The organism is Duncaniella muris, from assembly GCF_003024805.1.
In the GTDB taxonomy this organism is placed as follows: Bacteria; Bacteroidota; Bacteroidia; order Bacteroidales; family Muribaculaceae; genus Duncaniella; species Duncaniella muris.
This window is the reverse complement of sequence record NZ_PUEC01000003.1, coordinates 134119-157789: the sequence shown is the minus strand read 5'-3', so window position 1 is coordinate 157789 and position 23671 is coordinate 134119. Positions and strand designations below refer to the sequence as shown.

The following is a 23671-nucleotide window of genomic DNA, read 5'->3' as shown; positions in this document are numbered from 1 at the left end:
TTTTTAATTAAATTCCAATAAATGCTGCCATTTTTTTATTTATAATAGCTATCTTTGCGGTTCACATTTCTTTTCATGCACACATACTGCTTAAAACTATCCTTTCTGTTCTTCGCCCTGTTGCTGCTGACAGGTTGCAACAACGATATTTTTATTGACGATACCCCTCCCTCATCCTCCGATTTTGAAATAGCCATCGGCGAAGGGAAAGAGGTCACATTCGCCACCGATTATCTGCGCAGCATTCAGCTCCAGCTTGACCGTTTCAGTTATGACTGGACAACCTATAACGAATACGGCTACTCCCAGACCTACAACGACTATACCCGCCTCTATCTGATGGACGTCAGCTCAAGCCTGCCTTTCATCAGCAGAGTCGAGGCCGTCAGCAACGATCTGACGGTGGAATTCGTGCAGGAAAAGCTCGGAAAGATCAAAATCAGCTCTCTGAAAAACATCTCCGGCGAAAACGTCAGCGGGCGCATAAAACTCGAATACTCCTACAAGACCGAATATGTCAGCTTCACCATCATGCGCGAGGAGGAAGAAGGCCACTACATCATCACCGCCCTGACCTACGAACCAGACATCTCGAATGACTTCCGCACCACCACCAGCAATCGTATCACCATCAACAACCGAGGACCCAATACCATCACCCAGTCATACTGCGTGGAGAACATCTGCCAGATATATGTCAGATTCGAAACCCCGTCGCTCCGCAACTTCGACATCGACACCGATTCGGAATTTCCGCTGGTGGAGATACCGACCTATATCCAGACAACTGAAACCGAGATGGTCACCGGAAAATTCAACGGCGAGAAAGTACGCTACTCCGAAGAGCTCTCCTATATCAAACCACTCGACAGCGCCTCGGTCAACGGTCTGAGTTTCTCGGCAGTCTATCCGGTGGAGATACCGCCCATGTCAGCCGCTATAAGCAATATGACTATATCGAGAATCATAATGACGGCCAAAGGATCGCTCCGCATAAGCAACCCCATCTCAGGCCGAAGCCACGATCTGCCGACAACGGTAACCGTCATCCAGCCATTCTTCTATACATTCAACTGGAAAATATCACCCCTCGATGAATAACACCAACCGGACATCACTGACCGGGGCGATCTCCACAAAGCTCCGCGCCATAGCCGCCGCGGTCCTGACCGGCGCGGCACTCTCACCCGTCTCAGCAGCCACCCCCGCAGCGGCTGACAGCACCTCGTCAATAGTCAGCCATCTTGGCTTCGACATGTGCGGGGCATATGTAGGCTCCTCCACCTCAGCCCTGCGTGACGCCGGCTATTACGGCGATGACCAGAAAGAGCTCCGCTCGGCCATGTCGGCCCACCTGAAATACTCGTTCAGCTACTCCCACTCAACCCGCACCGGCCGGCTCTATCCGGGTGCATACCAAGGCATAGGCTTGTCAATGACATCGTTTTTCGAAAACCGGCGCGTAGGAACGCCCCTGGGCATCTACGTGTTTCAGGGCGCACCGATCTTCAGGCTGACCCCGCGGCTCACCTTCGACTACGAATGGAACTTCGGAGCGTCATTCGGCTGGAAAAAATATGACGAAGACCACACACCCGTCAACCTGATAGTCGGCTCGAAGACCAACGCCTACATCAACGTAGGCTTCATGCTGCGCTACCGCCTGACATCACGGCTCGCGCTTGCCGCCGGCATCGACATGACCCACTGGTCAAACGGCAACACCTCATGGCCCAACCCCGGAGTCAACTCCATAGGCGGCCGCGCCGGACTGATCTACACCTTTGACAGCCGCGCCACCCAGGCCACCCTCTCGGACATGACTGGCACCGAACCGGTCAAACCCCACTTCAGCTACGACCTGGTCATCTACGGCGCCGCCCGCAAGCGTATGCTCCATATCAACTCCGCCCCCCAGCTTCTGCCCGGACGCTTCGGCATAGCAGGGCTGAATTTCGCCCCGATGTATAACTTCAACCGCTTTCTGCGTGCCGGAATCTCAGCCGACATACAGTATGACGAAAGTTCCGGACTTGGAAAATATTACGTCGAAGGCACCTACGGCGACAACATCAAATTCCGCCGCCCCGGCTTTTTCCACCAGGTTTCGGCCGGACTCTCGGCCCGCGGCGAGCTCGTGATGCCCATCTTCTCTATCAACGCCGGCATGGGCTACAACATCATCGGCAACAGCGACAGCCGCAACTTCTATCAGGTCCTCGCCCTGAAAGTCAACGTCTGGCAGCACCTCTTCCTCCACATCGGCTATCAGCTCAACAGTTTCCGCAACCCCAACAATCTAATGATAGGCCTCGGCTACCGCTTCCACGACCGCCGCTGACCCCGCCGGACCAAAACAGCCTCATTGACGGACGTTTAGCCGAAAGCAACACTTATTCAGCGTCCATCCGGCAAATTCAGCTTACTTTTTTGCCCGAATCATGATCAAGACCGGGATTTTTTTGTTAACTTTGTAGCCAGTACAATTCTAATTACTATTATTAATCAATAAACCTCTTAACTAAAATGACAAGTTATAAGGAATTAGGTCTCGTAAACACCAAAGAAATGTTTGCAAAGGCCATCAAGGGTGGTTATGCGATCCCCGCATTCAACTTCAATAACATGGAGCAGCTCCAGGCCATCATCAAGGCTGCGGCTGAAGAAAAATCACCCGTAATCCTTCAGGTTTCCAAAGGTGCACGCAATTATGCCAACCCCATCCTGCTCCGCTTCATGGCCCAGGGTGCTGTTGAATATGCAAAGAGCCTCGGATGGGAAAATCCCCAGATCGTGCTTCACCTCGACCACGGTGACAGCTTCGAGCTCTGCAAGGACTGCATCGAACACGGCTTCTCGTCAGTGATGATCGACGGATCACACCTTCCCTATGAAGAAAACGTTGCCCTCACAAAGAAAGTATGCGACTACGCCCACCAGTATGACGTGACTGTAGAAGGCGAACTCGGCGTGCTTGCAGGCGTTGAGGACGAAGTGTCATCCGACCACCACACCTACACCGACCCTGAAGAAGTTATCGACTTCGCAACCCGCACCGGTGTTGACTCACTCGCAATCTCAATCGGCACCTCTCACGGCGCTTACAAGTTCAAGCCCGAACAGTGCACCCGCGACGCCAACGGCCGTCTCGTTCCCCCGCCGCTGGCATTCGACGTACTCGATGCCGTTATGGAAAAACTCCCCGGATTCCCCATCGTGCTCCACGGCTCAAGCTCTGTTCCCCAGGAATACGTTGACGAAATCAACGAATACGGCGGCAAGCTCCCCGACGCCATCGGTATCCCCGAAGAAGAACTCCGCAAGGCCGCCAAGAGCGCTGTCTGCAAGATCAACATCGACTCTGACAGTCGTCTGGCAATGACCGCCGCCGTGCGTAAGGTGATGGCCACCAAGCCCGCAGAATTCGACCCCCGCAAATACCTCGGTCCGGCCCGCGACGAAATGGAAAAGCTCTACAAGCACAAAATTGTTGCAGTGCTCGGCTCAAACGGCAAGGCTGAATAATCAGCATCCGCGCCGAACAAAAAAATACTCTGACTGACAGGGCTGATGCGCGGTGCGCATCAGCCCTGTCCGATTTTCCAGCCATTCCTTTTTCAGTCTATCCGGCTTCAGAGAGCGTTTCTTAACATTTGTTATCAGACTCACTCACAAATATTGCGTATCTTCGCAAATACAAACCATCTTCAAAAAACTCGATTATGGAACAGATGTCATGGGACAGACTCATCAACGACAAACGCTTCGGGCTCGAACACTTCCACGACCCGAAAACCGGCTCGCGCAGTGACTTCCAGCGCGACTTTGACAGGCTGGTCTTTTCCTCGCCGTTCAGACGTCTGCAGAACAAAACCCAGGTGTTTCCGCTTCCCGGCAGCATATTTGTCCACAATCGCCTGACCCACAGCATCGAAGTAGCCAGCGTAGGCCGTTCGATGGCAGCCGAGATAGCCGCCGGACTGCGGCAGAAATACTCCTCTGAACCGTGGGTCGGCAAGCTCTACTCCATCGGCGAGATAGTCAGCGCCGCCTGCCTCGCCCATGACCTCGGCAATCCACCCTTCGGCCACTCAGGCGAAAAAGCCATCTCGACTTATTTCAGCGAAGGCGAAGGCCGCTGTTTCCGCGACCGCCTCACAGACCTCCAGTGGACCGACCTGACCAACTTCGAAGGCAACGCCAACGCCTTCCGTCTTCTCACCCACCGCTTCAACGGACGCCGTCCCGGCGGATTCGCCATGACCTACTCCACCCTCGCCTCGATAGCGAAATATCCCTTCGACTCATCGCTGGCAGGCTCACACGGCAAATTCGGATTCTTCTCATCCGAGCAGGACGATTTCATAAAAGTGGCCGAAGAACTGGGCATGATCCGCCACAAGGAACCCTCAGGAGCCGTGCGCTTCGCCCGCCATCCGCTGGTCTACATAGTGGAGGCCGCTGACGATATCTGCTATGAGATCATGGACATCGAAGACGCCCACAAACTGAAGATACTCTCAACCGAAGAAGTCATCCCCCTCTTCCTGGGCTATTTCGACGAAGCCCGCCGCGCCCACATAACGCGCGTCATGGAAAGCGTCGACGATCCGAACGAGAAGATAGCCTATCTGCGTTCGTGCATCATCGGAGCGCTCGTCAACCGCTGCGCCGAGGCCTTCCTCTGCCACGAGGAAGAGATACTCCGCGGACAGTTCCGAGGCTCGCTGCTCGACCACATTCCCGATCCCGAACACCGGGCCTACCGCGACTGCGAGGCCCTTTCCTGGAAAAAGATCTACTGCGCCGGCGATGTGGTCGACATCGAGCTTGCCGGCACACGCATCATATCATTCCTGATCCACGAACTTGTCAAAGCCGTCTGCAACCCCGACCTGAACTACTCGCGCCTACTTCTGGCTAAAGTGCCGGAGCAATATGAAGTAGACTCACCGGGGCTCTACGGTAAACTCCAGGCTGTGCTTGACCACATCTCAGGCATGACCGATGTATATGCCCTTGACCTCTACAGCCGTCTGAAGGGCATGAGTCTTAAAATCAACAACTGATGATGACCAGAAACCACCACCCCTCCGCCCTGCGCCTGGGCCTTGCCCTGCTGCTCCTCCTCTGCTCGGTGACAGCGAAAGCCATCACCGTCGACGAGGTGCCCAACGTGCATGTAGCCGACCGCTCTCGCTACGTCTCCAACCCCTCCGGTGTCCTCTCCGACGCCGCAGTCCGCAGTCTTGATGCCGAAATCGGATCGCTGTGGACCGACACCTCTGTCGAACTGGCCGTCGTGGCCGTGGACCGCGTAGACGCCTCGATGACTCCTGAGGAATTCGCCACAAAACTGTTCGAAAAATGGGGCATCGGCAAGAAAGACAAAGACAACGGCATACTGGTGCTGCTGTCGCGCGACGACCATGCCGCCATCATCCGCACCGGCTACGGAGTGGAAGGAGCCCTCCCCGACATAATAGCCGGACGCATCATCCGCAACGTCATGTTTCCCCTCTACCGCGAAGGGCGCTATGACGAAGGCACCGCGGCAGGAGTCAGCAGCATCGCAGAGATAATCCGCAATCCGGAACTTGCCGAAGAACTGAAATCGAAATATGCCAATGACTCGCGCCGTGAGTTCGAGAATGATCTCAGCGGCAGCGAGTTCTTCAGCATGTATCTCTCGTTTGCAGGCGCAGTGGCCCTGGTGCTCCTGGTGATGGTGGTCTACGCCATCGCATCGACCCGCCGTCTCGATGACGTGCAGCGCTACCGTGCACTCGACCAGTACCGCACCCCCACCCTGTTCGGCCTCTTTCTCACCCTCGGCATGGCACTGCCTGCCTTCCTGCTCCTCGTCTTCAAGATGAAACGTGTGCGCCGCCACAGACGTGACTGCCCCCACTGCGGCACCCGCATGGAGCTGATCGACGAAGAGCATGACAACGACTATCTCACCCCGGCGCAAGACACCGAGGAGCGCATCAACTCGATCGACTATGACGTGTGGCACTGCCCCAAGTGCCACCAGACCGAGATACTGCCCTACATCAACCGTCAGAACAACTACAGCATCTGTGAGCGCTGCGGAGCACGCGCCATGTCGCTCGTCGACCGCCGCACCCTGCGTCAGCCCACCGTCTCCCATGAAGGCGAGGGCGTAGACATCTACATCTGCAAAAACTGCGGAAACCAGCATCAGAAACGCTTCCGCATCCCCAGGAAAGCCGATCCGACAGCCGCCATAGTGGCCGGGAGCATTCTCGGCAGCTCACTCCGCGGAGGCGGTGGCGGCGGCTTCAGCGGCGGATCGTTCGGCGGTGGCATGACAGGCGGCGGAGGCGCAGGCGGACGATGGTAGGCGAATCTGTGACGGCTCTCGCCGACTTCCTCTGCGGCTATCCGCTGTTCATCCTGCTCATCGGCGGCGGCTTCTACCTCTTCCTGCGTTCAGGCATGGTGTCGCTGCGACTGCTCCCTGCGGCGTTCAGTGAACTGCGCGGCAAGCAGTCGCGCGAATCCGGACGGCAGATCTCATCGGTCCAGGCTCTGACATCTGTGGTAGCGGCAACCGTGGGCATGGGCAACATAGCCGGTGTGGCCATTGCTCTTGTGATGGGCGGGCCGGGTGCCATTTTCTGGATGTGGGTCAGCGCCCTGGTGGGAATGTCGACCAAATTCTATGAAGGAGTCCTCACCACACGCTACAAGACCGCCGGCCCTGACGGACGCACATCAGGCGGCACAATGTATATCATAGACCGAGCCCTCGGCCCGCGATGGCACTGGATGGCGCTGACTTTTGCCGTGGCCGGAATGCTCGGCACGCTCTGCATCATGAACGCCAACCAGCTGACCGAAGCCGTGGTCAGCACCTTCACCACTCCCGAATGGCTTGAAAACAGTCCGGCTGTAGGCTCTCTCGCCTCGGCTCTCGGCTGGGGCCACGAAGCAGCCTTCCGCCTCATGGTCGGAATAGCCATAGCCCTGATTGTGTCATCGGTAGTGGTAGGCGGCATACGCCGCATAGCCGGAGTGGCCAGCTGGCTCGTACCCTTCATGGTAGGGCTCTATTTCCTCCTTGTGCTCTACATAATCATCACTCATTCCGCCGAAGTCCCCGCAGCCTTCAGATCAATCTTCGCCGAAGCCTTCAACCTGCGCGCAGGCTGGGGCGCTCTGGCCGGCATAGCCATCATAGGCGCCCGCAGAGCCGCACTTGTCAACGACGCGGGTGTCGGCACGGCCACCATCATGCACGGAGCCTCGGCCAACAGCGAGCCAGCGCGTGAAGGCCTCATCGCCATGCTTGGTCCGGCCATTGACTCAGGCCTTGTCTGCACCCTCACCGCCCTCGCCCTGCTGCTTTGCGGCGATCTGCAGGCAGTGGAAGGAATAAAGGGCCTCGACGTGGCCATGAAAGCCTTCGCCGCCGCCATTCCCGCCGGCGAGTACCTGCTGATGGGCATAGTGCTCTGCTTCTCGCTGTCGTCAATGTTCAGCTACAGTTTCTACGGCAACCGCTGCGCGGCCTATCTCTTCGGCGAACGCCGTGCGCGCTTCTACACCTGGTTTTTCATCCTGACACTCGTGGTCTTCGCTGTCATGCCGCTCGGAGTGGCCATAGGATTCTGCGACCTGTTCTACGCGCTCATGGCCTTCCCGACAATGATCACCCTGCTGCTTCTCGGCGGTAAAGTGAGGGAAGAAATCAGAAAATTCACAGGCCGTCCCGCATTATCGCACTAAAACCATCGCCGCACAACCGTATATTTGCAGTGAAAAATCACTGCAAACACACATCACATCCATACGGTTATGAAAAGACAGAAAAAACAGAATCTGAGCGTATCGCAAAACTTCTATGACGGGATAATAGCCCGCATCGACAGCTCCATGAAGGCCGTCAGAGCCACCCAGGAAGAGACCTATCAGGTCAAAGCCTACATCTACGAATATCTGAGAGACGGAAAAGCGCCCGGACGCCGGCTTGAGGGGCGGCAACTTCTGACCGTCATGCTGCTGAAAGCCGAGATCGAGAAAGCCATAGCCCGCTCGGCCAAAGCCCGTCAGCGCAGGCGCAAAGAAGCCTCTGTGGCCGCCGCTCCAGCCGAAGACCTTTCGGCAATACGCGCCGATGAACCTGAAGAGGAGCCCGAAACCGAAGAGGCTCCCGTCACCGTAATGCTCAACCGCCGTCAGCGACGCCTCCGCGAGATGGCCCTGCGGCGCATGGCCCGCAAAAGCGCACAAAAAAACTGCTGCCCGCCGGGACGATCCCTGACAGGCAGCAGCCGATGATTGTGAAAAAATACGAATTCTATTATTTTTTCTTCATGCTTGTGTCGTAGCCAAGCTGTTCCATTTCAAGCGAAGCCCAGATGAACGGGCCGATGCCCTTGGCGTCATTATCGCGGACAGGCTCACTGAGATAATAGTCATAAGAACCGTCGCGGCGGGTGTTTTCCTTCACCTTGGGAGCGGCGGCTTTAACCGAGGGGCTCATGCCCGGACCGAGGCCTGCCACAGCGCAGCAGTCGGTGAGCGAGATGGTTCCGTCAGGATTTTCCTTGATGAATTCCTTAAGAATTCCGCGATAGGCCTTGATGCCGGCGTCACGGTAGCTCTGGCCTACCCAACCCTTACGGGCGGCTTTCAGCAGAGAGTAGGCGAACATGGAAGACGCGGTTGATTCAAGATAGTTGCCCTTGCGGGTAGGTGAATCCATCACCTGATACCACACATCGGTCTTCTTGTCCTGCCATTTGATCACATTGTCAAATGTCTTGGTCAGCAGCTCGATCACCTCGCCGCGGCGCGCATAGTCCTCAGGCAGAGCATCGAGAAGTTCCACGAGAGCCATAGTGTACCAGCCCTGGGCGCGCGCCCAGCAGTGCTGCGAAAGGCCGGTTTCGTTGTCGCTCCAGAACATGTCGCGGTTTTCGTCCCAGGCATGGCGGTTGAGACCGGTGGCAGGGTCGAGAGTGCGCTCATAGGTCTTCTTGACCTGATCGACAGCATCGTCGTAGATCGGGAGAGCCTGTTCGGGCGCATAGATCATTGACGCGGTCAGCACACGGTAGGGAAGGCCCATGAAAATGCCGTCGAGCCACACCTGATAGGCGTAGATGGCCTTGTGCCAGTAGACACCCTCTTTGGTTCTGGGCTGGTCGTTGAGCTGGAGCATGAGAGTGTTCATGGCCCGGAGATTCTTGGCTTCGGGGAAGTGCTCATACATGCGGGTCACGAAGTGGCCTGTGCGGACATTGTCGAGATTGTAGTCCTTCAGATTGTAGCGGCGTATCTCACCGGCAGGAGAGATCATCGTATCTGTGTATTCTATACAATAAGCCTTGATGTCGTCACCGCCGTAGCGCAGATAGGTGTCGAGCATAGACTCCAGTTCGATACCCATGACATAGCTCCATTTCGGGCGGTTGGAGAAGTCCAGGAGATAACTTTTCGGCTGACGCTTCATCTCAGAGCGTGTCATCCATTCCGAATAGTGTTTGGGCTTTTCGGGCGCAGGCGCGGCGGGCATCGAAGCCACAGCTTCGGCTGCAAAAACCGACATTACAGCCCCGGCAAGCATTAGCTTTAACTTTTTCATTGGTTTTAGAGGTTGTGATAAACGGATATTGATTTCAGCACAAAAGTAGTAAGAATCCGCCTAACTGCCAAACAGCCCCCCGCCAGGGCATTTGGATTTAAGAAGTTTTAATCGTATCTTTGCATAAAACCAATCGGCTATGACAAAAGTCGATAGCCCGCGGGATATGGTCTTCTTTACAATAAGGCTTCCCAGGCTCCTGCATCGCCAATCCAATCAAATTAAACCATTCATAGATCCATGAAACTTACCCACGCGATAGTATCTGCCGCCTTGCTCGCCATGACAGCTCCGGCTGTAAGCGCCCAGATGCTACCCTATCAGAACCCGGCCCTCTCGTCGACCGAGCGTGCCGAGGATCTCTGTTCGAGACTCACTCTCGAAGAGAAAGTGAAACTCATGATGAACTCCTCACCGGCCATCGAGCGCCTCGGAATTCCCGCTTTCGACTGGTGGAGCGAGGCTCTACACGGTGTGGGCCGCAACGGCCTGGCCACAGTTTTCCCCTCTTGTATCGGCATGGCCGCTTCTTTTGACGATGACCTTATAGAAGAGGTGTTCACCGCCGTCAGTGACGAAGCCCGCGCCAAAAACACCCTCGCCCGCAAGCAAGGTAATGTCGGGAAATACAAATGCCTCTCCTTCTGGACCCCGAACATCAACGTGTTCCGTGACCCCCGCTGGGGACGCGGTCAGGAAACCTACGGCGAAGACCCATACATGAACGGCCGGATGGGCCTCAGAGTGGTTCGCGGACTCCAGGGTGACGGAAGCGACAAATACTGGAAACTCCACGCCTGCGCCAAGCACTATGCCGTGCACAGCGGACCTGAAAAGACCCGCCACCAGTTCGACATCAACACCCTCCCCGCCCGTGAACTGTGGGAAACCTATCTCCCCGCATTCAAGATGCTCGTGCAGGAAGGCAAGGTGCAGCAGGTCATGTGTGCCTACCAGCGTTTCGAAGGCGCTCCCTGCTGCGGATCTGACCGCTTGCTCAACTCCATACTTCGCTACAAATGGGGCTTCGACGGCCTCGTGGTCAGCGACTGCGGCGCCATCGGCGACTTCTACCGCGAAGGTCGCCACGAAGTATCGAAAGACGCTGCCGCCGCCTCGGCCCTGGGTGTGCTCAGCGGCACCGACGTGGAATGCGGAAGCGTCTACAAACGGCTCCCGCAGGCTGTGTCACGCGGAGACATAAAAGAGTCTGACATCGACGTCAGCGTAAAGCGTCTGCTCAAAGGCCGATTCGAACTCGGTGACTTCGACCCAGACTCACTCGTCTCCTGGACCTCGATACCTCTGAGCGTGGTCAACTCAAAAGCCCACCGCGATCTCGCCCGCAAAATGGGACGCGAACAGATGGTGCTCCTGAAAAACAACGGCCTGCTGCCCCTATCGCCCAAGTCTGGCAAAATTATGGTCATGGGCCCCAATGCCGCTGACTCCACCATGCAGTGGGGCATCTACTACGGACAGCCCGGCCACACAGTGACCATCCTTGAGGCTCTGCGCGAACGCCTCGGCCAGGATCTGCCCTACGTGCGCGGATGTGCAGTCACTCAGATGACCGACCGCGAGAGCGTGTTCGGATCGATGACCAGCTCCAAAGGCCGCGGCATGGAGGCCACTTACTGGAACAACACCAGAATGGAAGGCACTCCAGCAGCTGAAACCGTCTATACCTCAGCCATACAGCTTGACAACGGAGGCAACACCGTGTTCGCCCCCGGAGTCAACCTCACCAACTTCACCACCCGCATCAAGGGAACCCTCGTGGCCGACCGCGACGAGACCCTCAACATGATCTACAACAACGATGACGGCCTCCGCATCATCATCAACGGCGACACCGTCCACAACCGCTGGAAAACCGATCCCCTCGGCTTCCGCGAACGTGAACTCCCGGTGAAGAAAGGCCAGAAATATGACATCGAGGTTGACTACATGCAGCTTGAAGACGATGCCACTCTCAATTTCGACATCATGCGTACACGCCAGGTGACAGCGGCTGATGCCGTAGCCCAGGCCAAGGATGCCGACGTGGTGATCTTCGCAGGCGGCATATCTCCCGCCTATGAAAGAGAAGAAGCCAAGGTACGCGAACCGGGATTTGACGACGGTGACCGCACTTCGATCGAGCTCCCCGCTCCCCAGCGTGAAATCCTCAAGGCCCTCCACGAAGCCGGCAAGAAAATTGTGCTTGTCAACTGCAGCGGCAGCGCAGTGGCCCTCACTCCCGAAAACGAAACCTGCGATGCCATTCTTCAGGCATGGTATCCCGGCGAACAGGGCGGATATGCCGTGACCGATGTGCTCTTCGGCGACTACAATCCCTCCGGAAAGCTCCCAGTCACCTTCTACAGGGACGACTCACAGCTCCCGGCCTTCGACGACTATCTGATGGCAGGCCGCACCTACCGCTACATGCGGCAGGCTCCGCTCTACCCCTTCGGCTACGGCCTGAGCTACACCACTTTTGACATCTCGAAGCCGAAATACAAAAACGGCAAAGTGACTGTCAGCGTCAAAAACACCGGCAAGGTCAGCGGCACAGAAATCGTGCAGGTCTACATGCGCCGCCCCTCTGACACGGCAGGCCCCAACAAGACCCTCCGCGGCTATACCCGCGTGGATCTCGCTCCCGGCCAGAGCAAGACCGTGGAAATCGACTTTCCACGCGAACTGTTCGAGAACTGGGACGAGGCCGCTCAGGAAATGCGCGTCGTTCCCGGTGAATACGAACTGATGGTCGGCTCTTCAAGCGATGCCAAAGACCTCAAGACCATCAAGGTAAAAATCTGAACGCCATTCTGACAGATCACCACAGATAATAAATCAATCTCTGATAAAGAAAGTCACCGTCAAGGATGAAAACTTCTCTGACGGTGACTTTCTTTATCAGATGTCACTTCTTAATTTATGGCCTGGTCAGGACTGATCGGTCAGATACAGTTCCACGGGACAATGGTCCGACCCCATTACATCGCCTCGGATATTGGCATCGGCCAGACGCGGAAGCAACCGCGAACTGATCAGGAAGTAGTCTATACGCCAGCCCACATTCTTCTCGCGGGCCCGTGCACGATAGCTCCACCATGTGTAGGCATCCTCAAGATCCGGATGGATAGCACGGAAGGTGTCGACAAAACCGCAGTCAAGCAGTTTTGAAAACTCACCGCGCTCCTCGTCGGTAAATCCGGGGTTACGGCGGTTGGACTTGGGGTTCTTCAGGTCGATCTCCTTGTGGGCCACATTCATGTCACCGCAGATAATCACCGGTTTCTGACTGTCAAGCCCGCAGACATAATTGCGGAAAGCCTCCTCCCAGGCCATGCGGTAGTCAAGCCGGGCAAGCTCCGACTGCGCGTTGGGAGTGTAGACCGTCACCAGATAATAGTCACCCATGTCAAGGGTGATGACACGCCCTTCTCGGTCATGCTCCTCCACACCGATGCCATAGCTGACCGACAGCGGCTGCTGACGGGTGAAGATGGCCGTCCCCGAATAGCCCTTGCGGTCGGCAAGATTCCAGTAGGAGTGATAGCCCTCGAATTCGAGCTCAAGCGCGCCGGGGCTGAGTTTGGTTTCCTGAATGCAAAAAAAATCTGCATCCATTGAGGCAAAAAGCTCGTCAAAGCCCTTGCCGCACACAGCTCGCAGGCCATTGACATTCCATGAAACAAATTTCATTTTTATCGTATTTTCAGTTGTTTACATAAATTTAACACTACAAAGATACGGATTTCAGAGCTTTTTCTGACTCAGGCTGTAACTATTTAGGTAATTTTGCGTCTAATTAGGAAAAAACATCTTAAAAACCGTCAGTGTTTCCTGCACACCTGACACCATGCCAATCGGTATAATTTTAATTCTGCTATGATTATCAGCCTGAAGGACATCAATAAATCTTATCCCGGAGTCGTGCCCCTGCATGTGCTCAAAGACATCAACCTCACCATTGACAAGGGAGAGCTTGTCTCAATCATGGGTGCGTCCGGTTCCGGAAAATCCACACTGCTGAACATACTCGGAATTCTTGACAATTATGATTCCGGAGAATACTGGCTCGACGGTGTCCTCATCAAGAATCTGAGCGAGAACAAGGCCGCCGACCTGCGCAACTATATGATCGGCTTCGTCTTCCAGTCATTCAACCTCATCAGCTACAAGAACGCTCTTGAAAACGTGGCTCTTCCGCTCTTCTACCGCGGAGTGTCGCGCCGGCAGCGCAACAGACTCGCTATGGAACAGCTCGAACGCATGGGAATGGCCGACCGCGCCACCCATCTGCCCAGCGAACTCTCAGGCGGACAGAAACAGCGTGTGGCCATTGCCCGCGCTCTGATCACCAAACCCTCCATCATTCTCGCCGACGAACCCACAGGCGCTCTCGACTCAAAGACCTCGCGTGAGGTGATGCAAGTGTTCCGCGACCTCAACGCCGAAGGCATGACCATAGTTATAGTCACGCATGACCCCGGTGTCGGCGAACAGACAAACCGCATCATCCGCATTGCCGATGGCCGTATAGTCAGTTAAACTCAACAACCTTGTCTGACAACTCAAATGTTTGATCTCTTAAATGAAATATTAGCCACGCTGCGCAACAACAAACTGCGCACCGCGCTGACCGGCTTTGCCGTTTCGTGGGGCATCTTCCTGCTGATCGTGCTCCTGAGCGTGTCACGCGGACTGGTCAACGGCATGGACGCGATGTTCGGACAGCACGACACCGAGACAGTGTCAATCCGCGGCGGCTACGCCCAGAAAGCTTACAAAGGACTGAAAGAAAACCGCCGTGTGCGCCTGCGCGACAAAGACATAGCAATAGTGGCCTCGCAGAACAGCAATGTCGCAGCCGAGGTAGTGGCAAGCGTCACAAACGACTCGGCTCAGATCTCCACCTCCAAAGACTATCTGACCGACGGCTACAAAGGGGTCTATCCGGCCGAAATACGCAACAGCGGCGTGACCATCGAGAAAGGCCGCTTCATAAACCAAAGCGACATCAACAGCAAACGGCGCGTGGTGGTGATCCACACGGAATCGGCCGAAACCCTCTTCGGCGACAAAGATCCCATAGGGCAGCAGGTCAAGATCTGCAACCTGTCATTCACAGTCGTAGGCACTTACAGGCAGGAATGGCGCCGCGACAACTTCATCCCCTACACCACCGCACGCTCCATGAGCGGAGGGTCGGACTACGTCAACAACATCACCGTCAAACTCAAAGATGTCAGGACGCTTGAAGAGAGCGAAAACGCCGAGAAAGGCTTCCGCTCAACCCTCGGCCGCCAGCACACCTTCGCTGACGATGACAGCGGAGCCCTCTGGATCTGGAACCGTTTCTCTGACTATCTGACCACCTCCTCGGCAATGGGAGTGCTTGGCATGGCTGTCTGGATAATCGGGCTGCTGACCATGCTCTCAGGCATAGTGGGCGTGAGCAACATCATGTTTGTCTCGGTGCGCGAACGCACCCATGAGATAGGCGTGCGCCGCGCCATCGGAGCCAAGCCCCGCAGCATACTGCGGCAGATCATACTCGAAAGCGTGGCCATCACCACTCTTTTCGGTTATGTCGGCATAGTGTTCGGAGTGCTCGCCGCCCAGGGCATCGCCGCCCTCACGGCAGGAGACGGCGAAGGCGGACACCAGATACTCAAAGATCCCACTGTAGATCTTGCGATAGCCTTCCAGGTGACACTCGTGCTCATCATAGCCGGAGCGCTCGCAGGCCTCTTCCCGGCCATGAAATCATTGAAAATCAAACCGGTCGAAGCCCTCAGAGATGAATGACCATCAGCCAAAACGCCACTACGATAAATGAAAAATCCAATATTTGACATAGAAAACTGGCGCGAGATAGGCACAACCCTGGCTCAGAACAAGACGCGCACTTTCATGACCGCCTTCGGCATCTTCTGGGGAACGGCGATTCTCGCCATGCTCATAGGCGGTTCGAAAGGCCTCAAAAGCTTCATGAGCCGTAACTTCGAGGGCTTTGCCACGAACGTGGCCATCGTGTTTCCGGGCCGCACCACTGTTTCATACGGCGGCTTCAACAAAGGGATGGAAGTGCAGCTCAACCTGCAGGATGTCATCAACATCCGCCGCGCCATCCCTGAGATAGAAAACTCATCGGCTGTCAACAATCTCTGGGGCGAGGCTCTCTACGGGCAGAACCAGACCACCGCACAGCTGACCGGAGTGGAAAGCGGCTATGACAAAATCTTCGTGCCTAAGATCTACGAGGGCCGCTTCATCAACGAGGCCGACAACGCCCACAGCCGCAAAGTATGCGTGGTAGGCAAAAAGGCCGCCGACGAACTCTTCGGCTCCGAGTCAGGCATAGGAAAAGACATCTCGCTCAACGGCATATATTACAAGGTGGTAGGCATTGCCGGACAGACATCCGAAATACGCATGGGTGCCGAACTTGACGAGTCTGTCATCATCCCCTACAACTCGATGCGGGCCAACTACAATCTCGGTAACGATGTGGGCATGTTCATGATGACTCTGCGCAGCGGCTACTTGCCCGGCGACTATGAGAAAACCGTGCGCCGCCTGATTGCACGCAACCACCCGGTCGATCCGGCTGACAAAGGAGCTGTGTTCTTCATCGACGTCTCGGAGAAGTTCAAGATGGTCGACAATCTCTTCCTGGGCATCACGCTGCTTGCCCTCGTGGTAGGCGCCGGCACTCTGATGTCAGGCATCATCGGAGTAGGCAACATCATGTGGATAATAGTGCGGGAGCGCACCCATGAGATAGGCATACGCCGAGCGCTCGGCGCCAAGCCACGCGACATCATCACACAGATTCTCTCCGAGAGCATGGTGCTGACCACCGTGGCAGGCCTGGCAGGAATAGTCCTGGCCATCCTGCTGCTCGGAGGAGCCGAAATGGCCTTCTCCGATGACCGCGGCACCATAGCCTTTCAGCTCTCCTTCAGCCAGGCCGTGACCATCCTTGCCACCTTCCTCGTGCTCGGTACGGCCGCAGGTCTGATCCCGGCCATAAAAGCCATGAGGATCAAGCCGATCGAGGCGCTCAACGACAAATAACCCATCATGCCACACCGGAACAAACAACAGAAAATATAACCAACGTAACCCCATAAAAAACGCTATGAAGAAAATTTTGCGGATATTCATGTGGTGTCTGATCGCCGCTGTTTTCATCGGGACATTCGTCTATCTTTTCATGAAATCCCGCCCGGAAAAAGAAAAATATGAACTCGTCAGCCCCTCGACCGGCGAGATCGAGCGCAGCACTGTGCTGACAGGCAAGATAGAACCGCGCGACGAGATCGAGATCAAGCCTCAGGTATCGGGCATCATCTCGGAGATCAACGTAGAGGAAGGCGACATGGTGCAGGTCGGCGATGTCATAGCCCACATCAAGGTTGTGCCTGACGAAGGCCAGCTGTCCTCGGCCCTGTCACGGATAGCGACCGCCAAAATCAGCCTTGATGACGCGCGCGTCAAACATGAGCGCAACCAGCTGCTCTATGACAAGAAAGTGATCAGCCGCGAAGAGTTCGAAACCACCGCCACCGCACTCGCCCAGGCCAAGGCCGAACTGAATGCGGCTGAAGACGCCTACTCGATTGTCAAGGAAGGTGTGTCGAAAACCAATGCCAAGGAGAGCAACACCCTTGTGCGCGCCACCATCACCGGCCTTGTGCTCGACGTGCCCGTCAAAGTGGGCAGCTCGGTAATCCAGGCCAACACGATGAACGACGGCACCACCGTGGCCACCGTTGCCGACATGAACAATCTCATATTCGAAGGCAAGGTCGACGAGACCGAGGTCGGACTCCTCTCCGTGGGGCAGCCCATGAGCATCTCGATCGGCGCCCTCCCCGATCTGAAACTCGATGCCGTCATCGAACTCATAGCCCCCAAAGGCACCGAGACCAACGGAGCGAACACCTTCGAGATCAAGGCGGCCATCAAAGTGCCCTCAGGCGACACCCTGCGCGCAGGCTACAGCGCCAACGCCACCGTGAGCCTCAGCAAGGTCTCCGATGTGCTTACCATTCCGGAAAGCGTCATCGAGTGGGAAGGCGACAGCACTTTCGTCTATGTACTCACCGACAGCCTGCCCGAACAGAAATTCGAGCGCAAGGCCATCAGAACCGGCACCTCTGACGGCATCAACATCCATGTGACCGACGGTATCGAAAAGACTCAGCTGCTGCGCGGCGGCGCGGTCAAGAAAAACTGACAGACAGCCGTCATTTCGCTAACACACAAGAGGTTATTTAAAAAGAATACAGATGAAACGCTTATCATTACCGCTGCTGCTGTGCTCGATGTCCATCGCTTCGGCCTCGGCCGAGACCTGGAGCCTCGACAGCTGCATCAGCTACGCACTCGAACATAACCTGCGGATAAAGTCGGCCGAGATCGAACGCATCCAGGGCGAATATTCCGTAACCGAGGCCAAAGACGCTTTCCTCCCCACTCTGAATGCCTCTGCCTCGCAGAATTGGGACTTCGGGCGCGGCCTGACCTCGTCAAACACCTATGCCAACCGCAACACCTCCATGTTTTCATGGGGCGCGCAGATGTCACTGCCCGTTTTCCAGGGGCTCAGAAACATACGCCAGCTGCGCTATTCCAAATCCTCTCTGACAGCGCTTGAGATGCAGGCCGAAGCCGCCCGCGACGAAGTGCGCCTCAGCGTCATCACCGATTACCTGCAGGTGCTCTACAACAAGGAACTCCTTGAAGTGAGCCGCGAGCAACTGCGCCTGAGCCAGGTGCAGCTCGAACGCCAGAAAGCGTTGCTCGAAGGAGGCAAAGTGCCTGAGGTCGACGTGATCCAGGCCCGGTCAAAGGTGGCGCAGAGCGAGGTCCAGGTGGTCAATTCAGAGAACGAATATCAGACCTCGCTTATAAATCTGGCCAAAGACCTTGAACTTGATGATATCAGCGGCTTTGAAGTGACGCCGATCGACGAGAACAGTCCGGCCATTGCAAGCGCCGACGAAGTCTATGCCAATGCCCTGGCCAACTATCCGGCTCTACGGGCCTCACGGCAGAATATCAAAGCGGCTGACGATGCCATATCAGTGGCCCGAAGCGGCTATCTCCCGCGTCTGAATTTCAACGCCGGGCTCGGCAGCAGCTACTACACCGTGTCAGGCCAGCAGGGAGAATCATTCTCAGCCCAGATGAAAGACAACTTTTCCAAGCAGCTCGGCTTCTCGCTCTCGGTGCCGATCTTCGACGCACTCTCGACCCGCAGCAACGTACGCCAGGCCAAAGTGCGCAAACTCAGTGCCCAGATCAACCTCGCACAGCAGGAAAGCGAACTCCACAAGAGCATCCGGCTCGCCTATCATCAGGCAGTCGGAGCCGAAAAGAAGTTCGAGGCCGGGAAAATAGCAGTCGAGGCCGCCAAGGCATCTCTCGATGCAATGACCGAAAAATATACCTACGGAAAAGCCAATGCCACCGAGTGGGAACAGACACAGTCGGACTATATAACCGCCCTGGCCCAACAGGTACAGGCCAAATATGAGCTGATTCTGCGCAACCGTGTGCTGCAGTTCTACAACCGCAAGTAGCACTACCCCATACAATCGTCAATAAAAAACTGTTTCAACAGCAGATTTCCACAATTTATATGAAGGCAAAGGCTCATCCATAGGCCTCAGCCTTCATATTTGTAATTTTTAACATCTCTTTGAGGATGCGGGCCACTATAAATTGCTAATTTTGCGTGTTATATAACATAGTTGCTCGACACTCTACTCATGGTCAAAAGTACAATTGAAAAAATTCTGACGGAAGAACTTGCTGAAATCTGGGCGCTTCTCACCAACGAGGAAAAGCGCAAACTGATTGATAATTTCACCATCCACAACTACAAAAAGAACCAGATCATCTATGCAGAAAAGGAGGACCCAGAATATCTCTGGGCCCTTATTGACGGCAAGGTGAAGAAATACAAGGACGGTGTAGGCGGCAGAGTCCAGATTCTCCGGCTTGTCAATCCCGGCCAGTATTTCGGCTACAGAGCTTTCTTTGCCGGCGAGCCATACGTGTCAAGCGCCGCGACAATCGAGCCTTCGACTTTAGGCACTCTGCCCATGAGCCTTGTAGAGGAGATGATCAGCAAAAACAACCGGCTTGCCATGTTTTTCATCCATGAGCTGTCACGCAACCTCGGCAATTCAGACACTAAAATCGTCAATCTCACCCAGAAGCATATCCGCGGACGCCTTGCCGAAGCCCTGATAGTGCTGCTTGACACCTACGGCTATGAGGAGGATAACAACATGACTCTGAAGATCTATATGGCCCGTGAGGACCTTGCGAATCTCTCGAACATGACCACCTCGAACGCCATCCGCACACTGTCGAACTTCGTCACGGAAAAAATAATCGTGGTAGACGGCCGCAAGATCAAGATACTTAACGAACCGATGCTCCGCAAGATCTCCAAATTCGGATGACACAGCGACTTGGCCGTGAGGGTCAGAGGATAATGGAGTTTGTTTGAAAACAGCTTCTGAAACACACTAAAACACACAATCTATATAATTGCAAATGTCACAGAAAACTACTTTCGCATCAAAAATCGGGCTGATCGCCGCTACTGTAGGCTCTGCGGTCGGACTCGGCAACGTGTGGCGCTTTCCGGCCGAAACCCAGGCCAACGGAGGCGCGGCTTTCCTGCTCATCTATATGGCCTGCGTCTTTCTGCTCGGAATTCCGGTGATGACAGCCGAATTCTCGCTCGGACGCGGTGGAGCCTCTGACGCCACGGGAGTTTTCCGCAACGTCACTCCCGGCAAGAAGGGCTGGTGGCTTGTAGGCGCGCTTGCCATTCTCGCATCGTATCTGATATTGTCATTCTACATGGTCGTGTCCGGCTGGACGCTTGAATATCTTGTGCAGTCCGTCACCGGCCATCTCTATTCTTCGGCATCGCCGGCTGTCGGACCTGATGATGCGGAAAGACTTTTCAGTGACAAGATGGCCCAATATATCACCGGGACTTATCGCCCGCTTGTGATGACCTACATCATGCTTGCCGCCAACCTTTTTGTGCTGCTGAAGGGTGTGCAGAAAGGAATCGAGAAGATGTCGAATATCATGATGCCGCTGCTGTTTGTGCTGCTGGTGGTGTTCTGTGCGGTCTCGCTGTCACTGCCAAAGGCTGCCGAGGGAGTGGAATTTTTCCTGGAGCCTGATTTCTCGGCAATATCGGCCGGGACTGTGGTCAACGCTCTGGGCCAGGCCTTCTTTTCGCTCAGTCTTGCAATGGGTATCCTCGTGACATATTCGAGCTATTATCCTAAAGACACAAAGCTCACCCGCACGGCTGTCACCGTCTCGCTTCTGGATCTTGGAGTGGCTATTCTGATGGGGCTCATAATTTTCCCTGCGGTGATGACATTCGGACTTGCCGATCACAATCTGGCCGGTTCGGCGCTGGTGTTCATCACGCTGCCTGAAATTTTTGCCCAGATGGGGAGCACCCAGGTCTGGTCAGCGCTCTTCTTCCTGCTTCTGTCGGTGGGTGCTTTCACATCGACCATATCGCTGGCCGAAGTCTCGGTAGCATTTCTGGAATGCCGTTTCAGTTTCAGCAGGACAAAGGCTGTGCTGACTGTGATTCTGCCGCTTTTTGTTCTCAGCTCAATCTGCTCTCTTTCTGTCGGGCCGTGGAGCGGCTATACCATATGCGGCATGACCATATTCGATTTTCTCGACACGGTGGCTACAAACATCATGCTTCCGGTGGGCGGCATTCTGATGTGCATCTACATGGGATGGGTGGCTCCGCGTTCGTTCTTCCGCAACGAGATGACAAACGGCGGCACGCTGAAATCACACATTTTCGGCATTGTGGCCTTCATTGTGAAATGGGTGGCTCCGCTGCTGATAGCGACAGTGCTGGTCAGCCAGTTCATCTGACCGGTCAGAATTGCGAGGGGCGGGAATATCATGAGTCTACGGTCTTGCCGTCGGGATAGGTGACTTTTCCGGTGGCGATGTCATAGGTGATGACTGTATTTTCCATAGTCAGTTTATAGAAATGCGCATCGCGGCTCATGCGATAGACGGAGTTCTGCTGCTCTACACTCTGAAGATAGTTGAACAGAGCCGGCGGGAGCTGATTGTAGACAAGGACTTCAGGCAGGCGGACACCGTTGCCGTCAATCGAAGTCCAGGAATAGTCGCTGTCAAATGACAGAGTGGCTCCGTTGGCGATTTTTACCTGATAGCCGTTGTCGGTCTGATTGTAGGAACTGAGCCCGCTTCCGGGATAATACTGTTCGACAAAGGATGTTATCGGGGATGGAACTTCGTCCCAGACATTGGATGAACAGGCTCCAAGAACAATGATGCCGACAACTATCGGCAGGAAGAGGAATTTTTCAAGGCGGCTCATAAGCAGTAGAAGATTTGTAGATGAAGATTTTTATACAGATTAAACATAATTTTGCCTTAAATTGTTGAACATCACTCCATAATTAACACATTACGCCGGTCATGATTTCAAGATACTGACTGAACTTCAGCTCAACGTCTTCGGCAGCGCCAGAGTCAAGGTGGAAGTCTGAGTTTTTTAGAATCCTCATATCTGACCGAAGGGAATAATAAGCCCCTACAAGCGCCATCGGTGCGGGAGCCGTCTGTGTCACGGCAACCGGGACCGGTGGCGTTTTTGTCGGAATACGGCTCCGGGCACGATGGGGTCCGGCTTTTTCTCACCGTTGTCCAATCCGATGAAAATGGCTACCTTTGCAGTAAGCTGAGACGAACAGCGTGCAATTAGAGGTCGTTGTTTTTAAACGACCTCTCAAATTCAATTCATAAGTCTTCATGAAACTGACAGAAAAATTGAGTGTTTTCGGAGCGAGGCTCGGAACGAGTGTGAAGAGTCTGGCCAAGGTGGCGCTTCTGGGGCGCAGGCCCGGTGTGAAGCCCTCGCCGATGGCCGCGGATGGGAAGCCTCTGATTATTCTCGGCAACGGGCCGTCGCTCAGGGCTCTGATCGACTCCAGGGGTGAGCAGCTGTGCAGGGCTACGACGATGGCTCTGAATTTCGCGGCCAATGCCGAGGAGTTTCCGATGCTGCGGCCTGATTTCTATCTTCTGGCAGATCCGCATTTCTTTGAGGGACGCGAGTCGGATCCGAATGTCAGAAAAATGTTTGAGCGCTTCAACAGCCTTGTGGACTGGCCGATGACGCTCTACATTCCGACCTCGCAGAAAGCGTCGGGGCTGAAGATCACTAACCGGAATATCAGCATCGAACGGTTCAATTTCATAGGGGCCGAGGGGTTCGGATGGCTTGAACGGTGGCTCTACGGGACCGGGCTGGCTATGCCGCGTCCGCGCAATGTGCTGGTGCCGGCGCTGATGACCGCGATGCTCGCCGGATTCCGCACCATCTATCTGACGGGGGCTGACCACGGCTGGCTGTCGACTCTTGGCGTGACCGAGGAGAACACGGTGGTGAACTTTCAGCCCCATTTCTATAAGGATAATGACGAGGAGCATTCGAGGGTGGCGAGCGTGTACAGCAACGTGAGGCTCCACGATGTGCTGCTGAGTTTCTATCTTGCCTTCAGGTCGTATCACCGGGTGGAAGCTTATGCAAAAGCCTGCGGAATCACAGTTGTCAATTCCACTCCAGGGTCTTTCATCGATGCCTTTGACCGTGGTCCCCTGCCTTTTTAAACGGCGGGGATATGAACAATCGGCAGACCGCAGATGTTAGTATGACATTGTAACCGTTTCCTTAAAAGTTGCTAATTTAAATGTTAATTATTAATTTTGCGGTACTATACTATCTTCTCACTTTCCGAGGCCGCGTCAGCACAGGCCTCTGCTAATAATTGTTCTAACCCGACGGTACGGTCTACACTTCGCCCATATCACGCATCTGCCTCATGCTGAGGGCCTGTGGCCTTACTGCATTACATTCTGGTGCCTGACCGGCTCCACTCATTTTTCATGGCGCGAGCTAAAAAAACGCTCAGGCCTCTCACGTTTTCGCATATCACATTATAC

19 protein-coding genes are annotated in these 23671 nt (G+C 55.1%); 16 read left to right on the top strand and 3 right to left on the bottom strand.

The window, feature by feature from the left end; all coding sequences use genetic code 11:
• Positions 1-75: 75 nt before the first annotated feature.
• From C5O23_RS02210 to C5O23_RS02180, 7 genes are all read left to right on the top strand, one after another.
• On the top strand, positions 76-1101 hold the full coding sequence (locus C5O23_RS02210; RefSeq protein WP_133166488.1) for a hypothetical protein: 1026 nt from the start codon (positions 76-78) through the stop codon (positions 1099-1101).
• Positions 1094-2341 carry an acyloxyacyl hydrolase gene (locus C5O23_RS02205; RefSeq protein WP_107031318.1) on the top strand — a complete coding sequence of 416 codons (1248 nt, stop codon included), beginning with the start codon at positions 1094-1096 and terminating at the stop codon, positions 2339-2341. The genes C5O23_RS02210 and C5O23_RS02205 overlap by 8 nt, the downstream gene beginning before the upstream one ends.
• 185 nt (positions 2342-2526) lie before the next feature.
• On the top strand, positions 2527-3525 hold the full coding sequence (locus C5O23_RS02200) for a class II fructose-bisphosphate aldolase (RefSeq protein ID WP_107031317.1): 999 nt from the start codon (positions 2527-2529) through the stop codon (positions 3523-3525).
• Positions 3526-3731: 206 nt separating this feature from the next.
• Positions 3732-5069 (top strand): dGTP triphosphohydrolase, encoded by a 1338-nt coding sequence (dgt, locus tag C5O23_RS02195; RefSeq protein WP_107031357.1) that lies wholly within the window; start codon positions 3732-3734, stop codon positions 5067-5069.
• Positions 5069-6367 carry a TPM domain-containing protein gene (locus C5O23_RS02190; RefSeq protein WP_107031316.1) on the top strand — a complete coding sequence of 433 codons (1299 nt, stop codon included), beginning with the start codon at positions 5069-5071 and terminating at the stop codon, positions 6365-6367. The genes dgt and C5O23_RS02190 overlap by 1 nt, the downstream gene beginning before the upstream one ends.
• A complete protein-coding gene (locus tag C5O23_RS02185) occupies positions 6361-7755 on the top strand; it encodes an alanine/glycine:cation symporter family protein (protein WP_107031315.1) in 1395 nt (464 codons plus the stop codon). The genes C5O23_RS02190 and C5O23_RS02185 overlap by 7 nt, the downstream gene beginning before the upstream one ends.
• A gap of 69 nt (positions 7756-7824) precedes the next feature.
• Positions 7825-8307, top strand: a complete 483-nt coding sequence (locus C5O23_RS02180) for a hypothetical protein (protein ID WP_107031314.1) — start codon at positions 7825-7827, stop codon at positions 8305-8307.
• Between the two features lie 22 nt (positions 8308-8329).
• On the opposite strand, the gene C5O23_RS02175 is transcribed toward C5O23_RS02180, so the two are convergent.
• Positions 8330-9616 (bottom strand): glycoside hydrolase family 88/105 protein, encoded by a 1287-nt coding sequence (locus C5O23_RS02175; RefSeq protein WP_107031313.1) that lies wholly within the window; start codon positions 9614-9616, stop codon positions 8330-8332.
• Positions 9617-9856: 240 nt separating this feature from the next.
• Between C5O23_RS02175 and xyl3A the strand changes: the two genes are divergently transcribed.
• Positions 9857-12424 (top strand): xylan 1,4-beta-xylosidase, encoded by a 2568-nt coding sequence (gene xyl3A, locus C5O23_RS02170; RefSeq protein ID WP_107031312.1) that lies wholly within the window; start codon positions 9857-9859, stop codon positions 12422-12424.
• Positions 12425-12550: 126 nt separating this feature from the next.
• Here xyl3A and C5O23_RS02165 read toward each other — a convergent pair whose 3' ends face one another.
• On the bottom strand, positions 12551-13312 hold the full coding sequence (locus tag C5O23_RS02165) for an exodeoxyribonuclease III (protein WP_107031311.1): 762 nt from the start codon (positions 13310-13312) through the stop codon (positions 12551-12553).
• Positions 13313-13501: 189 nt separating this feature from the next.
• On the opposite strand from C5O23_RS02165, the gene C5O23_RS02160 reads away from it, so the two are divergent.
• The 7 genes from C5O23_RS02160 (at position 13502) to C5O23_RS02130 (ending at position 21565) form a co-directional block, all read left to right on the top strand.
• Positions 13502-14161, top strand: coding sequence for an ABC transporter ATP-binding protein (locus C5O23_RS02160; protein WP_107031356.1), 660 nt, complete (start codon positions 13502-13504; stop codon positions 14159-14161).
• A gap of 27 nt (positions 14162-14188) precedes the next feature.
• The gene (locus C5O23_RS02155; RefSeq protein ID WP_107031310.1) at positions 14189-15421 is read left to right on the top strand and encodes an ABC transporter permease; all 1233 of its coding nucleotides are present in this window, start codon (positions 14189-14191) and stop codon (positions 15419-15421) included.
• A gap of 27 nt (positions 15422-15448) precedes the next feature.
• Positions 15449-16693, top strand: coding sequence for an ABC transporter permease (locus C5O23_RS02150; protein WP_107031309.1), 1245 nt, complete (start codon positions 15449-15451; stop codon positions 16691-16693).
• Between the two features lie 64 nt (positions 16694-16757).
• Positions 16758-17858 carry an efflux RND transporter periplasmic adaptor subunit gene (locus C5O23_RS02145; protein WP_107031308.1) on the top strand — a complete coding sequence of 367 codons (1101 nt, stop codon included), beginning with the start codon at positions 16758-16760 and terminating at the stop codon, positions 17856-17858.
• A 52-nt stretch (positions 17859-17910) separates the two neighbouring features.
• The gene (locus C5O23_RS02140; protein ID WP_107031307.1) at positions 17911-19206 is read left to right on the top strand and encodes a TolC family protein; all 1296 of its coding nucleotides are present in this window, start codon (positions 17911-17913) and stop codon (positions 19204-19206) included.
• A 189-nt stretch (positions 19207-19395) separates the two neighbouring features.
• Entirely contained in the window at positions 19396-20097 is a 702-nt protein-coding gene (locus tag C5O23_RS02135; protein WP_107031306.1) for a Crp/Fnr family transcriptional regulator, read from the top strand.
• Positions 20098-20191: 94 nt separating this feature from the next.
• Positions 20192-21565 (top strand): sodium-dependent transporter, encoded by a 1374-nt coding sequence (locus C5O23_RS02130; protein WP_107031305.1) that lies wholly within the window; start codon positions 20192-20194, stop codon positions 21563-21565.
• A 28-nt stretch (positions 21566-21593) separates the two neighbouring features.
• On the opposite strand, the gene C5O23_RS02125 is transcribed toward C5O23_RS02130, so the two are convergent.
• A complete protein-coding gene (locus tag C5O23_RS02125; protein ID WP_107031304.1) occupies positions 21594-22043 on the bottom strand; it encodes a PepSY-like domain-containing protein in 450 nt (149 codons plus the stop codon).
• Between the two features lie 434 nt (positions 22044-22477).
• Here C5O23_RS02125 and C5O23_RS02120 point away from each other — a divergent pair, with 434 nt between their 5' ends.
• Positions 22478-23338: a motility associated factor glycosyltransferase family protein gene (locus C5O23_RS02120; RefSeq protein WP_107031303.1), complete on the top strand. Its 861-nt coding sequence runs from the start codon at positions 22478-22480 to the stop codon at positions 23336-23338.
• Positions 23339-23671: the final 333 nt, after the last annotated feature.

Coding starts and splice junctions, on each gene's coding strand:
- C5O23_RS02210 (WP_133166488.1), top strand. CDS start 76: ATGCACACATACTGCTTAAAACTATCCTTTCTGTTCTTCGCCCTGTTG.
- C5O23_RS02205 (WP_107031318.1), top strand. CDS start 1,094: ATGAATAACACCAACCGGACATCACTGACCGGGGCGATCTCCACAAAG.
- C5O23_RS02200 (WP_107031317.1), top strand. CDS start 2,527: ATGACAAGTTATAAGGAATTAGGTCTCGTAAACACCAAAGAAATGTTT.
- dgt (WP_107031357.1), top strand. CDS start 3,732: ATGTCATGGGACAGACTCATCAACGACAAACGCTTCGGGCTCGAACAC.
- C5O23_RS02190 (WP_107031316.1), top strand. CDS start 5,069: ATGATGACCAGAAACCACCACCCCTCCGCCCTGCGCCTGGGCCTTGCC.
- C5O23_RS02185 (WP_107031315.1), top strand. CDS start 6,361: ATGGTAGGCGAATCTGTGACGGCTCTCGCCGACTTCCTCTGCGGCTAT.
- C5O23_RS02180 (WP_107031314.1), top strand. CDS start 7,825: ATGAAAAGACAGAAAAAACAGAATCTGAGCGTATCGCAAAACTTCTAT.
- C5O23_RS02175 (WP_107031313.1), bottom strand. CDS start 9,616: ATGAAAAAGTTAAAGCTAATGCTTGCCGGGGCTGTAATGTCGGTTTTT.
- xyl3A (WP_107031312.1), top strand. CDS start 9,857: ATGAAACTTACCCACGCGATAGTATCTGCCGCCTTGCTCGCCATGACA.
- C5O23_RS02165 (WP_107031311.1), bottom strand. CDS start 13,312: ATGAAATTTGTTTCATGGAATGTCAATGGCCTGCGAGCTGTGTGCGGC.
- C5O23_RS02155 (WP_107031310.1), top strand. CDS start 14,189: ATGTTTGATCTCTTAAATGAAATATTAGCCACGCTGCGCAACAACAAA.
- C5O23_RS02150 (WP_107031309.1), top strand. CDS start 15,449: ATGAAAAATCCAATATTTGACATAGAAAACTGGCGCGAGATAGGCACA.
- C5O23_RS02145 (WP_107031308.1), top strand. CDS start 16,758: ATGAAGAAAATTTTGCGGATATTCATGTGGTGTCTGATCGCCGCTGTT.
- C5O23_RS02140 (WP_107031307.1), top strand. CDS start 17,911: ATGAAACGCTTATCATTACCGCTGCTGCTGTGCTCGATGTCCATCGCT.
- C5O23_RS02135 (WP_107031306.1), top strand. CDS start 19,396: ATGGTCAAAAGTACAATTGAAAAAATTCTGACGGAAGAACTTGCTGAA.
- C5O23_RS02130 (WP_107031305.1), top strand. CDS start 20,192: ATGTCACAGAAAACTACTTTCGCATCAAAAATCGGGCTGATCGCCGCT.
- C5O23_RS02125 (WP_107031304.1), bottom strand. CDS start 22,043: ATGAGCCGCCTTGAAAAATTCCTCTTCCTGCCGATAGTTGTCGGCATC.
- C5O23_RS02120 (WP_107031303.1), top strand. CDS start 22,478: ATGAAACTGACAGAAAAATTGAGTGTTTTCGGAGCGAGGCTCGGAACG.